The organism is Shewanella xiamenensis (assembly GCF_014647135.1).
GTDB lineage: Bacteria > Pseudomonadota > Gammaproteobacteria > Enterobacterales > Shewanellaceae > Shewanella > Shewanella xiamenensis.
Genome location: NZ_BMOP01000014.1, coordinates 73,249 through 88,708 on the forward strand (window position 1 = coordinate 73,249; position 15,460 = coordinate 88,708).

General features: G+C 44.8%; 13 protein-coding genes. 8 read left to right on the forward strand and 5 right to left on the reverse strand.

The window, feature by feature from the left end:
• Positions 1 to 139 precede the first annotated feature (139 nt).
• Complete coding sequence (locus IEY09_RS13240; RefSeq protein WP_037417686.1) at positions 140 to 1,084, forward strand: chemotaxis protein CheV; 945 nt, start codon at positions 140 to 142, stop codon at positions 1,082 to 1,084.
• A gap of 54 nt (positions 1,085 to 1,138) precedes the next feature.
• Here IEY09_RS13240 and IEY09_RS13245 read toward each other — a convergent pair whose 3' ends face one another.
• Complete coding sequence (locus IEY09_RS13245; RefSeq protein WP_144346324.1) at positions 1,139 to 1,780, reverse strand: hypothetical protein; 642 nt, start codon at positions 1,778 to 1,780, stop codon at positions 1,139 to 1,141.
• A gap of 51 nt (positions 1,781 to 1,831) precedes the next feature.
• Positions 1,832 to 2,191 (reverse strand): DUF2750 domain-containing protein, encoded by a 360-nt coding sequence (locus tag IEY09_RS13250; protein ID WP_037425300.1) that lies wholly within the window; start codon positions 2,189 to 2,191, stop codon positions 1,832 to 1,834.
• A gap of 406 nt (positions 2,192 to 2,597) precedes the next feature.
• On the opposite strand from IEY09_RS13250, the gene IEY09_RS13255 reads away from it, so the two are divergent.
• A complete protein-coding gene (locus IEY09_RS13255) occupies positions 2,598 to 3,890 on the forward strand; it encodes a lytic murein transglycosylase (RefSeq protein WP_037425298.1) in 1,293 nt (430 codons plus the stop codon).
• A 160-nt stretch (positions 3,891 to 4,050) separates the two neighbouring features.
• Complete coding sequence (locus IEY09_RS13260; RefSeq protein WP_037425387.1) at positions 4,051 to 4,539, forward strand: FKBP-type peptidyl-prolyl cis-trans isomerase; 489 nt, start codon at positions 4,051 to 4,053, stop codon at positions 4,537 to 4,539.
• A 244-nt stretch (positions 4,540 to 4,783) separates the two neighbouring features.
• Here IEY09_RS13260 and IEY09_RS13265 read toward each other — a convergent pair whose 3' ends face one another.
• Positions 4,784 to 6,712: a M1 family metallopeptidase gene (locus tag IEY09_RS13265; protein WP_188871404.1), complete on the reverse strand. Its 1,929-nt coding sequence runs from the start codon at positions 6,710 to 6,712 to the stop codon at positions 4,784 to 4,786.
• A 337-nt stretch (positions 6,713 to 7,049) separates the two neighbouring features.
• Here IEY09_RS13265 and IEY09_RS13270 point away from each other — a divergent pair, with 337 nt between their 5' ends.
• From IEY09_RS13270 to IEY09_RS13285, 4 genes are all read left to right on the forward strand, one after another.
• Entirely contained in the window at positions 7,050 to 7,277 is a 228-nt protein-coding gene (locus tag IEY09_RS13270; protein ID WP_037425292.1) for a DUF3389 domain-containing protein, read from the forward strand.
• A gap of 75 nt (positions 7,278 to 7,352) precedes the next feature.
• Positions 7,353 to 8,018 (forward strand): alpha/beta hydrolase, encoded by a 666-nt coding sequence (locus IEY09_RS13275; protein ID WP_188871407.1) that lies wholly within the window; start codon positions 7,353 to 7,355, stop codon positions 8,016 to 8,018.
• Between the two features lie 363 nt (positions 8,019 to 8,381).
• Positions 8,382 to 10,091, forward strand: coding sequence for a bifunctional UDP-sugar hydrolase/5'-nucleotidase UshA (gene ushA / locus IEY09_RS13280; protein WP_069454797.1), 1,710 nt, complete (start codon positions 8,382 to 8,384; stop codon positions 10,089 to 10,091).
• Between the two features lie 426 nt (positions 10,092 to 10,517).
• Entirely contained in the window at positions 10,518 to 13,175 is a 2,658-nt protein-coding gene (locus IEY09_RS13285; RefSeq protein ID WP_188871409.1) for a TonB-dependent receptor, read from the forward strand.
• A 74-nt stretch (positions 13,176 to 13,249) separates the two neighbouring features.
• Here the strand turns inward: IEY09_RS13285 and IEY09_RS13290 are convergent, their stop codons facing one another.
• Positions 13,250 to 13,609 (reverse strand): TraR/DksA C4-type zinc finger protein, encoded by a 360-nt coding sequence (locus IEY09_RS13290; protein WP_188871411.1) that lies wholly within the window; start codon positions 13,607 to 13,609, stop codon positions 13,250 to 13,252.
• A 141-nt stretch (positions 13,610 to 13,750) separates the two neighbouring features.
• A complete protein-coding gene (locus IEY09_RS13295) occupies positions 13,751 to 14,698 on the reverse strand; it encodes a tRNA-dihydrouridine synthase (RefSeq protein ID WP_037425279.1) in 948 nt (315 codons plus the stop codon).
• 266 nt (positions 14,699 to 14,964) lie between these two features.
• Here IEY09_RS13295 and IEY09_RS13300 point away from each other — a divergent pair, with 266 nt between their 5' ends.
• Entirely contained in the window at positions 14,965 to 15,393 is a 429-nt protein-coding gene (locus tag IEY09_RS13300) for an HvfA family oxazolone/thioamide-modified RiPP metallophore (RefSeq protein ID WP_037417772.1), read from the forward strand.
• The last annotated feature ends 67 nt before the right edge of the window (positions 15,394 to 15,460 follow it).

Genomic DNA, 15,460 nt, shown 5'->3' on the forward strand with positions numbered 1-15,460 from the left:
TTTTCGCATCAGAGTGATTGTAATTTTTAGATAAAATCGACATATCACATGGTTCTCATTGCGAGTTTGCCGCTATAATTTAGCTTAATCCTTAGCAGCTGAGGGAAGTTCTTCCTCCCCAGAGTAGAGAAGTCGCATTATGGCAAATGTCTTGGCAACGGTAGATCAACGCACCAATCTCGTCGGTGAAAATCGGCTTGAACTGCTGCTGTTTCGCATTAATTCGATGCAGCTATTTGCGATTAACGTCTTTAAAGTTAAAGAAGTCGTTAAACTACCACACCTTAACGCTATGCCTGGGAGCCATCCGCATATTTCTGGTGTAGCCAATATTCGAGGAATGTCTATTCCGGTGATTGATTTGCGTTCGGCCATTGGCTTCAAACCTGTGCCGCCAGATGATAATGCCAATATGATCATCACTGAATATAACCGCAGTGTGCAGGGATTTTTAGTCGGTAAAGTCGAGCATATTATCAATATGACGTGGAGTGATATTATGCCGCCGCCGAAAACGGCGGGTCGGAATAATTATCTTACCGCAATCACCCGAATCGAGTATCAAGGCCAGTCGCAATTGGTTTCAATTATCGATGTGGAGAAGGTGCTGGCTGAAATTGTCCATTACGATATTAGCCTATCTGAAGGTGTGTTAGATGAGAGCTTGTTAGACAAAATGCCCGGCCGGAAAATATTGATTGTAGACGATTCATCGACGGCAAGGCGGCAAGTGCGTGAAACGCTTGGCCAATTGGGTATTGAAATTATCGAAGCCTCCGATGGGTTGCAGGCGTTACATTTACTGCAAAAATGGCGCGATGAAGGTAAGAATGTCGCCAAAGAACTGCTCATGATGATCACCGATGCCGAAATGCCTGAAATGGATGGTTACAAACTGACCTATGAAGTCCGTAATGATAAGGCTATGGCGGACTTATTTATCACGCTAAATACTTCGCTGAGTGGTAGCTTTAACAATGCGATGGTGGAGAAGGTGGGCTGTGATCGTTTTATTTCTAAATTCCAACCTGATTTACTGGTCGAAGTCGTACAGGACAGGTTAAAACAAGTTCTCGGTAAATAACTTCATCTAAACGAGTCGGCTGCTTTTACAAACATAAGGTTTTAGTTTGGGTGGCTACTCGCTTAATTCTGCTTTGACATCGGCTAACACTTGGCGCTTCATTTCTTTCGCCGCGGCAATGTGGATACGTGCAAGCCTGAGTGCGTAGCTAAATCGATGTTTACCAACGAGCCTAAGTAATTCTGCAAAAAAGGCTGAATCTAAGCAAAATTGTTTGCTGTAGTAGTGAATGGCAGCAGGCAATGATGAATAGCTTACGCCATCGAACTCAAACTGAGTACTGTCTTGTTGACATTCGAGGTCAACCCCTTCAAGCAGAATGGGCCATCCGGGAAAGTTGATCCTGTCGCGGGCAATTTGATACATCATCCAAGCACTTTTTTTAAAGCCTTCAAACACTTTGCAGGAAAACTCAGACTCGGCGAGTTCCGCTTCTGTCCAATTAATGCCAATGGCTAAATGTTTAGCGTAAAGGGCCATTAAGGCATCTTTAACCGCCATTCGGCAGTCCCAAATTGAGGTTAAGGGATGTTGTTTCGCCAGTTTTAAGCATTCGCTGCAGCATGGTACGGCAAGGGAAGGATGGGGCGCATGCGGCGTTGCATGATATTCAAAAAAATCTTTACAAGGTTCGCCACAAAACCAGCAAAGGTGGCGCTTATCGAAGGGAATATCGATACAAGTAATAGGCAACATCAAGGCCAGAGTTCCTCTGGCCTTGATGTGTTAAGCATGACGCTGAGAAAATTAAGCTTCTTCAACATCAACTAAATTTTTGGCAAGTACGATAGGATCGAGTTCTAAACATTCTTCATCGCTTTGCCAATCAACGCCAATGAGCACGCCATCATCATTTAAATCGAATACCCAGTATTCAAGAAATTCTTCAAGGCTAATCGCAACGGCTTGGTAGTCTTTCCATTCTTCGGTGCAGTGGGATTTTGCCTGCGCTTCGCTTGACCACAAAGGCATTACATCAGTGTCTTCGAACTCGCCTGAGTCACAAACCACCCAGCCTTCGCCTGTTTCATCCATCAAACCCCACAGTGTTTGATGCTCTTTTACGTTTTCGATAAAGCCAGCTAAAGCCGCGTTGATTTCAGTCATGATAGGTCTCTTTGAAGTTGCTATTAACTCACCCATTATACGGCAACGGCTAGATAGACCAAGGGATTCTTTGTTAAGATTTTTTCGCTGTTGTTTAACTGAGCAATAAGCGAATTTATCCGTGTATTTATTGTGATGAGCATTGTGTTGACGGGCGCTATCGGTCAGGATGTGCGCTCTAGAGGCGTAAATCGGGTTAACCGGAATTACGCGCATCTGGAGGATTTCCAGTGGGGGAGAAAATACCTTTGTGGATTTTTAGCCGTTGTTCATTCTCGTTTATCCTTGAATTAAGCCAGCAACTGCTTTGTGGCTAAAAATCGTATCTCTCTTGGCATGAGTCGATCCCAACTCGTGTCTTGCTCAGCTAAGGCATACCTTAGCACTGAATTGAGGAGTAATTGATTTGATGAAAGCAAAAGGCATGTACTATCTTGCAGCGAGCATCACGGCCTGTGTTAGCTTAAGTGCTTGTTCTAGCGCGCCTACCGCTAATGCTACGTCTGACAATAATAGTCAAATTGCTATCGAACAGGCGCAAGCCGTGCAATTGAACGAGATTATCGCCAGCCATGCGGCCGCCTTTCCTACGTGTGTTGCAAACCTTCAGGCGCGCGCGCAACGTGAAGGTCTATCTGAAGAGACGATTAACAATACAGTGGCAAGCCTACAGTTTGTACCTAAGGTGATTGAGCTTGATCAAGCTCAGCCTGAATTTAGTCAAACCTTCACGAATTATTTCACCAAACGGGCAACGGATTGGCGAGTTAATGAAGGTCGACGTCTACTGAAAAAACACCGAGTATTGCTTGATAAACTCGCGCAGCAATACGGCGTACAGCCACAATACATTCTGTCTTTTTGGGGACTAGAGACCAACTATGGTTCTTATAAAGGCAAAATGTCCGTCTTAGATTCCCTTGCAACCTTAGCCTGTGAGCCTCGTCGAAGTGATTATTTTACGACTGAGCTGATGCAAGCGCTTAAGCTTAAAGAAAAATATGGCTTTGATAAGAGCACTATGGTGGGCTCTTGGGCGGGCGCCATGGGGCATACTCAATTTATGCCCTCGGCTTATGCTAAATATGCCATCGATGGCGATGGAGACGGTAAAGCGGATCTGTGGAATAGCACAGAGGATGCCCTCACATCAGCGGCTAACTTTCTACAACACTTAGGCTGGCAGCGTAACGAGCGTTGGGGCCGCGAAGTATTATTGCCAAACAATTTTAGCTACCAACATCTTGGGGCTAAAGAGGCGCAGCCTCTGTCACAATGGGCGGCGCAATCTGTGCGGCAAACGAATGGATTGTCTTTGCCCGCTATTGATATGAAGGCCGCGCTATATTTGCCTTCAGGTCACACTGGACCTGCGTTTTTAGGCTATGAAAACTTCAATGTGATTATGCGTTGGAATCGCTCGGAGTTTTACGCCATTACCGTGGGCCATTTGGCTGATAGAATTAATGGCGGCGAACCATTAAAAGTCGCGCCGCCCGAGCAGCCACGTTTGAGCCGCGAGCAAATCAAACAGTTACAAACCAAACTGAATGAATCCGGCTTTGATGTTGGTAAACCTGATGGTGTGTTAGGCCGCAATTCGACTGCGGGGATCCAAGCATTCCAACGCAGTAATAATATGATTGCCGATGGTTTCCCAAGTCCTGAAGTCTTTACTGCCCTAGGTATTTCACTCTGATAGACGCCTCGTTATAGGTCATCGCCCGCAGACAATGCTTGAAGCAACCACTGCGCTCCATTGGCGCAGTGGTTTTGTAGGGATAAAACAGTGGAGTGCAAAGGCCAGTTTTGTTAAGCTCGGCCGACATTTGAAATCGAAGCAAGTCAAAGGATATTCGATGAACATTAAAGACGATATGGTTGTGCAGTTTAATTACACCCTGCGCGACGAAAAAGGCGAAGTGATCGAGACGAACGAAGGTCGCGAGCCTATCGCTTATTTACACGGTCATGACAACATGATGCCTGGTGTTGAGAATGCGATTAATGGTAAAGCGGTTGGTGAAAAGTTCACAGTGACGCTGCCATGCACTGAAACCTATGGTCAACGTATTGAAGGTGAAGCGGCGCAGCAACGTGTATCGGTAAAGCACCTGTTAGGCGCAAGTGTTTGGAAGCCAGGTATGACGGCGGTAGTTCATACTGACCACGGTCAACGTCAAGTGACAATCGTAAAAGTCGGTAAATTTATGGCGACCGTGGATGTTAACCATCCATTAGCGGGCCGTGACTTAACCTTCGATATCGAAGTGGTTGGCGCCCGAGATGCGACCGATGAAGAAATCGCCCACGGTCATGCTCATGGTGTCGGTGGTCATCACCACTAATCGGTCAGAATGTGATGTTTGATAGCGCTGCTAGCGCATTTTAAGTGCTGCGATACAATCACCTGCCGATGATAAAGCAAAGCCCAAACCTAAGTTTGGGCTTTTTTGTTGGGTTATTATTTGAATTCTGCTTTAACCTCATTTCGTGACGGTAAATTCACCTCAAACCGCTCTTTACCGCGCTTACTGCGATGAATTGACTTAATTCTTCGTTTTCACACTCCAGATCAATCTTCACTTGCGGTTAATGCTCGTGTTCAATCGGGGTATCGCTAAACATCATATCTAAACTGGCTTGAGTCTGTGGATGGTAGCCGCTGCGCGCCGCAAGGTAGATGGCTTTAGCCCAGTCATAGTGCTCGCTGCTCGCCAGTTTTTGGTACAAGGGCACAATCAGCCTGCGCCGGCCAATCTCGGTTAAATGTTGTTTCAGTGCTGGTAAGACACTGTAGTATCCGTTATCGAGGGCGAGGGCATACCAAGCAAAGGCGATTTCATTATTGTGGGTGCCAGTAAAATGAAAGGCCTTATCTAACTCGGCTAATTGTTGCTCAGTGAGATTTAGCCTTGGCATTTCATTAATAAAGCGTAGCCATTGATGCACAGTCCAGTCCTGAGTGTTTAGGGCGCTGGCGGCACGCTTGCCTTCTAACCATGCTTGGCGCTGGGCATCGATATCATCGAAGGCGTGTGAGTTGGGGGGCACTAAAAAGCTAGGTAAACCTTGTCCCTCCACCCAAGTATCCACTTCGGACTCGCTGACGATATTGGGATATTTTTGCAATAACTGCTGCGTGAGGTAATTGCGGAACTGCTCCGTGGTAATGCTTTGAAACGCAAAGTGATCGAAGTAGCTTTTCACAAAGGTGTCGAAGCGCTCGCGGCCAAATTTTTGCTCGAGGAAGCGCAAAAATAATTGTCCTTTCACATAGGGGACGCCGCTAAAGGCATCGTCGGGATCGCGCTCGCCTAAGTCAATATGCAGTACAGAATCACCGGCGGGCAACTCGGCTAATTCGGCCAATAGCTCAGAGTAACCAATGGTTTGCTCCATCAGGGCGCGGTCGCGGCCATAGAGATCTTCCATAATGCGGTTTTCCACATAAGTGGTAAAACCTTCGTTAAGCCAGAGATCGCGCCAGGTGGCGTTAGTGACTAAATTGCCCGACCAAGAATGGGCCAGCTCGTGGGCGATTAAGCTCACTAGGCTTTTATCTCCTGCGATCACCGTGGGGGTAATAAAGGATAATCGCGGGTTTTCCATCCCGCCGAAGGGAAAACTCGGCGGAAGGATCAGTAAATCGTATCGACCCCAGCGGTAATCGCCGTAGCGTTTGGCGGCGATGGCGATCATCTCCGGCGTATCGGCAAATTCTTTGCTGGCCTTGGCAAGCATTTCGGGCTCGGCCCAAATGCCTGAGGTGTCGTCTAAGGCGGCAAATTGCAGGTGTCCTGCGGCAATGGCAATCAAGTAAGCAGGAATCGCCTGCGGCATAGTGAATTGGGTTTGAGTTGCAGACACGCTCTCTCGGTCTGCACTCATCACGACGCTAATGCCTTGCTTGGCTGTGACTGTGGCGCTGTAGGTTTGGCGCACTGCGGGCGTATCTTGCAGCGGGATCCAGCTCCTGGCATGGATGGCTTGGCTCTGGCTAAACATAAATGGCCATTGCTTACCTTGGGTTTGCTCTGGAGTCAGCCATTGAATGCCTGATGGATTCTTGGATGTATGGTAATTAACTTTGATCTTAGCGACTCGCTCTTGAGGCAGATTGATGGTGAGCGCTGCGCCTTTGACCTTATCGGCCGCACCTAAACTAAAGGGCACGGATTGCCATTGGCCGTTTGCATTTAACATGCTGACACTGTTAATCGTCAGGTCACGGGTATCTAACACCAGCATCTTGCCTGCTTTATGCCAATCTAGCTCGAGAATGGCGTCGCCCGAAAGTTGTTGCAGCTCAAAATCCACATTTAATGCGAGTTCAATGTGGCGAATACTTACTTGTTGGTAATTGGCAAAGGTCAGTTCATCGGTGGCAGTATGCAATTGGCTGGAGGCGACGCTAGCAACATTACTATTATGTAAGCTATTGGTTGCATTGGCATATTGTACTAATGGCATCAGTAGCAACAGGGCACTGCTAATGAGGGTACGACGGGATAAAAACATATAACCACCCAGTGTTGTGATTCTTGTATGGTGTAAAACGCGATCGCCGCGGGCGACTGTATTCGTTGGGGCGTGAGTTTACTCGAACTCAGTAGGTTTGGGGCTATTTAGCTGACACTAAAATGTAATCAAACTTAATTTGGGATGAGGTTGACGTTGAGGAAAGGTTACTTTTTTACGAAAACGCACGCCAGAGTGTGCTATTTAACTCTTGCAGGGGGATGCAAAGCGACTTGGCTCATTGAGGTTATCGGGTATGTAAAAGTACATCCCCAGCGATATAACTTTGTTATCATGACGCGTGTTCACAATGTCTTATAGCTACAACAGGACAACTATGGTACTGGATTTTTCACAGGGTAAGCTGATAGCAACAGAGTTTGAAGTACAGATCAGATTAAGCGTGGCCAATGTTGTGCTTCAAGCGAGTGCCGAAGATATTAGCCTTAGGCTTGACCCTCCAATGATCATCGCCAATGGTGGCGGCGTGCGTTGGAGCATGAAATTAGATAACGCGGAACAGCTCGATGCGTTACAAGCACTCCTCGGGATTGATTATTTGTAAGCACACTTGATTATTGCCAAATGTGCTTGACGTTTAACCTTAATTTTCAATGTGATTTAGAAAGGATATATCAGTATGACGCTCGAACGTATTGTGATTGAACCCCAAGTTGAGGCGACCGCGGTTGTGGTCTGGCTTCATGGGTTAGGCGATTCTGGTGCTGGTTTTGCCCCCGTTGTACCTGCGCTAGGGTTGCCAGCGGATCACAGTATTCGCTTTATTTTTCCCCATGCACCTGAGCAGGCGGTCACCATCAATGGTGGTTATATTATGCGTGCTTGGTATGACATTAAAAGTATGGACTTGCATGATAGAGCGGATATGCAGGGCGTGATGGCATCAGAATTAAGTGTTCAGACGCTGATTGATGAACAGATCGCCGCAGGTATTCCTAGTGATCGCATTGTGCTGGCAGGATTTAGCCAAGGCGGAGTGATGAGTCTTTTTACCGGATTACGCTATCCTCAAAAACTTGCCGGTATTATGGCGTTATCCTGCTATTTGCCAACGGGTGATGTATTGCCAAGCCAACTAAGTGTGGCCAATGCTGACACGCCGATTTTGCAGCAGCATGGCGAGCAGGATGATGTCGTTCCGTTATCGGCCGGATTGTTGGCAAAAGAGGCGTTAATTGCCGGTGGATATCCGGTGCAATGGCAAACCTATCCGATGCCACATTCAGTTATTCCAGTGCAATTAAAAGCGATTAGTGCTTGGTTACAACAGCGTTTTGAAATGTAGTTAAATCTAAATGCTTATAAAATCATCATGCGGTAAACAATTTTTTGCCGCTTGATGTTTTTTATAAAGAACAATGCGGCTGTCTGCGAAACTTCTGTAAGCTACTTAAATTAAAGCGTTTAAATTTACAATTATATTTTTAATTGTCATTAAATTCGAAAAGTGAAAATAAGTCGATTAGCTTATTTTTTATTTGAAACAAAACTGTATTAAAACTCGCCAAAAATCCCACATTAAAGTCACGTTTATTAATAAAAATGACACAATTCATCTTTATTCTTTGATATTATGCGTGACGCGAGAGTTGATGGTACTCGCACAATCTATCTATGATAAAATAATTAAAATCAAGGGGTTGATGTAATGACAAATAAGCTTATTAAAGGATTAATTGCCACTGCCGTGCTTGCTGCGTTAGCAGGTTGTAATAGTGATGATGACAAAGTTCCAACAACTTGCGCCGAAGCGGGTGCTGCCTGTAAAACATTTACGGTATTACATACAAACGATAACCATGGCCGTTTTTGGGAAAACAAAGATGGTGAATATGGTTTAGCTGCTCAGAAAACTTTGGTTGATCAAATTCGTGCTGAAGTCAGCAAGAAAGGTGGTCAAACATTGTTGCTTTCTGGTGGTGATATTAACACTGGTGTGCCTGAATCCGATTTACAAGATGCGATTCCTGACTTTACCGGTATGAACAAAATTGGTTACGACGCAATGGCGGTCGGTAACCATGAGTTTGATAATCCATTATCCATTGTGGACATGCAACGTAGTCTTGCTGAATTCCCTATGTTAGCGGCTAACATTTATAAGACTGATGGTACTCGCTATTTCGATGCCTATAAAATATTTGATGTTAATGGTGTCAAAATAGCTGTTATCGGTCTAACCACTGAAGATACTGCTAAGATCGGTAACCCTGAATACATTAGTGAATTAGAGTTCAGAGATCCAAAGACTGAAGTTGCCAAAGTCATCAAAGAAATCAAAGATGCTAAGTCGGCAGACATCATTTTTGCTGTGACGCATATGGGTCACTACGCAGATGGCCAAAATGGTAGCAATGCCCCTGGTGATGTGGCGTTAGCCCGTTCACTTAAGGAAGGCGAACTTCAAGTGGTGATTGGTGGTCATTCACAAAATCCCGTCTGTATGGAGCCAGGTAATAAGGCCTATGCAGCATTCAAACCGGGCGATGCCTGCGCACCAGATCAACAAAATGGCACTTGGATCATGCAAGCCCACGAATGGGGTAAGTATGTCGGTCGTGCGGACTTTGAATACTTTAATGGTGAACTTCACTTAGCCAGCTATAAATTAGTGCCAGTGAACTTAGTTAAAGAAGTCACTGATGAAGCGGGTAACAAGAAAAAAGTACTCGTTGGTGAAAAGATTGAGCCTGATACAGAGTTAAAAGAGCTGCTTTCTTACTATCAAGAGAAAGGTCAAGCTAAGTTAGACGAAGTGATTGCGACTACCGATGCGCTGCTTGATGGTGAGCGTGCAAACGTACGTAACAAACAAACCAACTTAGGCCGTATGTTAGCTATGGCACAAAGTGCTAAAGTATCTGCTGATTTTGGCGTGATGAACTCTGGTGGTGTGCGCGCTTCTATTAAAGCGGGTAACATTACTTACCGTGATGTACTCACCGTTCAACCTTTCGGCAACATGGTAACCTTAAACGAAATGACTGGTGCGGCGGCTGCTGATTATTTAGGGGCTGTGGGTAGTTTACAAATTGGTTCAGGTGGTTATGCGCAAATTACCGGCGTGAAGATGACCATTGACTGCGTGGCTAAAAAAGCGACAGTTCATGAAATCAATGGTAAAGAGTTCAGCGCTACAGCAAACTACAAATTCACTGTACCTAGCTTTAACGCTGCAGGTGGTGACGGTTATCCTAAACTGGCGAGCCCAATCCAGACAGGTTATGTAGACGCCGATTTACTTTATTCCTTCCTGAAAGAGAAACAATCCATTGTTGCAGCTGATTATAATCCAGTAGGTGACATTGTGTATGAAAACTCTGAAAGTGTAGAAGGTTGTAAGATTACTGCTAAGTAATCTACAGCGGTTAATAAAATGCCACTCAATTTGAGTGGCATTTTTATTTTGCTCGTTTATTTTTCCATCCGTTAGATACAGCCTAAAATCACCATAAAATAAAGCGATACATTTTGCTAACTATGTATATTAAATTGAGTAGATTGGTATTTCGTAACGCGAGGTGTTCAATTGATTCTATTTGTATCGGTTTATCAATAATCGCTTAAATTTGCTTAAAGACCTTTAACGCTATGTTTGGGTTTGATTTTTTACGTTTTAAACTCAAGATTTATTTGCTGTGTATGTATCAATTTGTTTTTTTGTTGTTATTTGTTGTTGTCGATATTCGTTTTGATTAACAGTATTGATACGTCAAGGGAACTTGAAAATTAACTAAAATAACAACAAGACGGGTTTATTCATTTAAGCCTCAAGGAGAGATATATGCATCATCTAACGTTAGCAGCTAGAGCTGTGCGCGCTAGTCTAATCACTATGGGTTCTGCTAGTGTTTTATTATCTGGAATAACGATTGCGGCAGAAGAAAATACCAAAGTTGAACGTATTGAAGTCACTGGATCACGTATTAAACAGGTGGATATGGAAACCGTTTCCCCTGTCACTGTGATTAATGCGGCTGATATTGCGATGACGGGTGAAAAAACCGTTGCTGATGTTTTGAATAACTCGGCAATCAATAGTTTTGGTTCATGGCGGGGCGTTTCTGGTTATGGTTCAGGCGCAAGCTCAACAAGCAGCGTTAATCTTCGCGGGCTAGGCTCGTCTGCAACCTTGGTGTTGCTCGATGGCCGCCGTATGCCTGGTACGAGCTCAAGCTCCGGCTCTGTTGCTGACACATCCTCAATTCCAATGGCGATAGTCGAGCGCATTGAAATCCTACGTGATGGCGCCTCTGCTGTTTATGGTTCAGATGCTGTTGCGGGTGTGATCAACATTATTACCAAAAAAGAATTTGATGGCTTGCAATTAGATTACAGTACAGAGCAGCCTAGTGTTGAAGGCGGTGATGCTAATCGTTTATCCATTGCGACAGGTTATAATACGGATAAAGGCAATATTACCTTAACCTATGAATATTATGATACCAAAGCCGTCATGGATCGTGATATTTGGAATATGGACGATCCGAGTTACGCAACCTACAGTGGCTTAAGCTCTGTGCCAAATGGTAAATATGGCACAGGTAATGGCAGTTGGTATAGCAATTCAGATATTTGTGACCAAACTGAAAATACCGTCGATACAACCGATGGAAATAATAATGGCCGCTGTTTATATGATTCAGGTAGAGTGACTAAATTATTTGGTGATCAGACCCGTAATTCCTTTTTATCCAATTTTACCTATGAAATTACCGACGGTATTCAATTTCGCGGTCGTGCATCGGCCTCGTTAGCTGAAACTGAAACGCGTTACGCAGGGACACCTGTATCAACAAATTATCCAGTAATGAGTGCTGATAATAAATTCAATCCCGTTGGGGAAGATATGACGCTTTATATGCGCTCTGCCCAAATTGGCGAGCGTGATACCTTAACTGAGACCAATAATGTCGATATTCTCGGTGGTTTTATTGGTACGCTGGATTTAGGCAATGGCATTGATTGGGAATTAAATGCACAGCATTCCCGCTCAACCACGAATTCATTTAATTACAATTTAATTAATGATGAGATAGTTCAGCAAGGAATAGATTCTGAACAGTACGATATTTTTAATACCACGGGCATGAGTTATGAGCAGTGGAACCAGCAGATGACTGAGCTGTATCGTAAGGCGGCTCATACGGGCGTGTATCAAGGTAAGTTTGAAAGCACTCAAATTGATGGACTGGCTTCAACGCTGCTTGTTGATAATGGCGATGTCTCTGTTGCTATGGTCGGTGGGCTTGAATATGAAATGATTAAGTTTAAGCAAACCAGTGATCCAGAGTCTGCTTCGGGCATTATCTCAGGTGGCTCGGGTGGCGATGATGTGGATGCAACCCGTGATCGAAGTGCAGCTTATTTAGAATTCCAAGTTGGCTTACCCGCGAATGTTGAGTTATCGGCCGCCGTTCGGTACGAGCGCTATGAACAGGAAGGATCGCTCACTGGTGCCCAAGGGCAAGTAGTTAATTCATCAACCTTTGATGCCGTAGTGCCTAAATTTGGTATTAGTTGGCGCCCCGTGGATAGTTTGTTACTGCGTGCCAGTTACGGTGACTCCTTCCGAGCACCCAATATGGGTGAAATGTTCTCTTCACAATCTTTAAGTTTTGAAAAAGCCGTCGATTCGCTTTGGTGTAATGAGCCAGGTAATGTGGATGCGGTTTATTGTGCAACCAGTAATCAACACAAAACTTGGTATGGTGGTAATCCCGACCTTGAGGCTGAGGAGGGTAACTCATTGACGTTAGGTGGCGTGTGGAATGCTACTGATAATTGGAATATCGAATTATCCTACTTTTCGATTGCCTACGAGAATAAAATTGAGTCGATAAGTGTGAACGACATACTGCGTGATGAAATTAAAAATGGTTCATCACCTTATGTTCACCGTGGTTCCGATGGCAAGATTGAATATATTGAAGCGGGTGTGCGCAACTTAGCGACGGTTGAAACGTCAGGTATTGATTTTGTCACAGCTTATAACCTAGAAACGGGGATCGGTGATTTCAACTTCAGACTCGATTTAACCCATGTTTTGGATTTTAAAAAGCAAGATAATGCCGAATCAGAAATGATTGATTATGCCGGGCTTACTGATTCGCCTGATTGGCGTGGTAATTTTGCAACCAGCTGGAAATATGACGATTTTTCTGCGGCCTGGACCGTAGTGTATATTGGTCGTCAATCGGCTGATTACTACAATCAGTTAGAAGAAACCGATGTTTACGTCGATTATTCAAACTACTTTAAACACAACATCCAGTTTGCCTATAACCATGCTTACAATGGTTCAATCACGGTTGGGGTGAATAATGTGTTTGATGCCGATGCACCAAACTTTTATACCTATGCTGATTACCGTGATGTAAACGTTGGACTGTATGATGTGTTGGGCCGTACTTACTATTTGAGAATTAACCAGAAGTTTTAAGTTATCCTTCTCCCTGGATAACTCAAACCTCCGCTTGCGGAGGTTTTTTTGCTTGTGGAATATAGAGATGCTGCTTAATGACTCAGGCGCAGTTCATGACGATGCTCATGCTGGTAATGCTCAGCGCAGCAACTGCAACGTTGTTCGGTAGGATCTTGCATTAAACGTTCAGCTTCGATTTCAGTTTCGCAATCGGAACAAAGGCCATAAAGACCTAAGTCAAGTTGGCAGAATGCGGCATCGAGGCGGTTTAAACGACAAAATAGCGGGTGATCGGCAAGGTGGCTCTGTGCCAGTCGGTCGATGAGTTCCCCTAGGCTGAGGTTGGCACAATGCATCCCAAGTATTTCAATAAACTGAGGGAGCGCGCCGATTTCCTTCCTTAGATTAGCTTCAAGCTCTGACAATTCTTGTCTGATATGGGTGGTGCTCACGTAAAATCGCCTGTTTTATCTGACTCTGGGCATTCAGTCTAATAGTTCCACTACCAACGACTATGATAAAGATCAAGTATCTGTACGATTTTTAGGGGTAACGTGGTGGTTAACATAAAAAACCACCACTTTTGTATGGGGTTACTGGCTAAGATGTTGTTGCGCTTGTTCTAGCACACGCACAATGTCTTCAGTAGTTTTATAGATCCTAAGTTCCCGAAATAGGGTATCTGCCTCGGGATATTGGCGATTGAGATAACTAAACCACTGCTTAATGCGCGCTGGATAATAATCACTCTTACGGCCACTAAGCTCCCTTTGGGTATAACTGAGCATTAATTGTAACGTGTCAGCCCAACTGTAGGGCGTTGCACCGGTTTTTATGGTGTCTGCAAGATTGGGGAGCGAGATCGCGCCTCGGCCAATCATGATACTGTCGCACCCCGTTACTTCCATACAACGTTTAGCGTCGTCACTATTCCAAATCTCACCGTTGGCAATTACTGGTATTGGCAAACGTTTGCGCACTTCAGTGATGTATTCCCAATAAGCGGGCGGTTTGTAACCATCAACCTTACTGCGGGCATGGATAGCAAGCTCTGTTGCGCCCGCTTCATAAACGGCCAGCGCATTTTCCATAAACAGGGATTTGTCTTCGTAGCCTAAACGGATCTTGGCTGTCACCGGATGCTCAGCGGGCACTGCTTGGCGCATGGCGCGCACAATATCGTGAATGGTATTAGGGTATTGCAGCAACACCGCGCCGCCATTACTGCGATTGACCATCTTGGCAGGACAGCCAAAGTTTGCATCTACACCGTGGGAGCCAAGCTCAATTGCGCGCATGGCGTTTTCAGCCATGCAATGAGGTTCTTGGCCTAAAAGCTGTACGCGGACTGGGGTACCTGATGGCGTATAGCCACCGCTCAGTAGCTCTGGACAGAGTTTAAGAAAGACCTTTTCAGGTAATAGTTGGTCAACGACGCGCACAAATTCGGTGACAAGCAAATCGTAAGGGTTAATCGACGACAAAATATCTCGCATTAAGTCATCAACCACGCCTTCCATCGGAGCCAAAATTACCCGCACTGCTACAAACCCATATAGAGGAACAAAGGGCGTGCATTCTATCCTATTGGCTTGCTGTTACAAAGTGCGCAGAGAGGCTTGGCAACAATGACAACTATTTATGGCTATTTAATTGGCCAAATTCAGCTTCCTATCAGCATATTTTGATAATTTCTGTGATTTGGTGATATTTTTTGAAATGAAACTAAAGCGGTGCAGGTCTTTTGCAGTAAGCCAACGATAACCCTATTGTTGGTCACCATTAATCAATAAAAGGAAGCAAGAATATGAAATCAGTTAAGCAAACCGCGGTTGCAGTGGCATTAGGTACAGTGGTGGTTGGTTCAGCGTTTACTGTTAACGCGCAAACAAATTTATTTGGTTTTGAAACCATGGAATCAGGATATCAACTCGTTGGTTCTGAAGGTAAGTGTGGTGAGGGTAAATGCGGTGCAGATATGAAAAAAGCGGCTGCAGAAAAAGCTAAAGAAGGTAAATGCGGTGAAGCAAAATGTGGCGCCGATATGAAAAAAGCGGCTGCAGACAAAGCTCACGAAGGTAAGTGTGGTGAAGCAAAATGTGGCGCCGATATGAAAAAAGCAGCAGACAAAGCTCATGAAGGCAAATGTGGTGAGGGTAAATGCGGTGCTGATATGAAGAAAGCCGCTGAAAAAGTTGACGCTAAAACTGAAGCCGTAAAAAAGGAAGTCAAATAAGTTCAGTTGTACTTAGTGAGGTACTGCCCTAGCACATGGCCAGCCTATGCTGGCCTTTGTTTAGCAG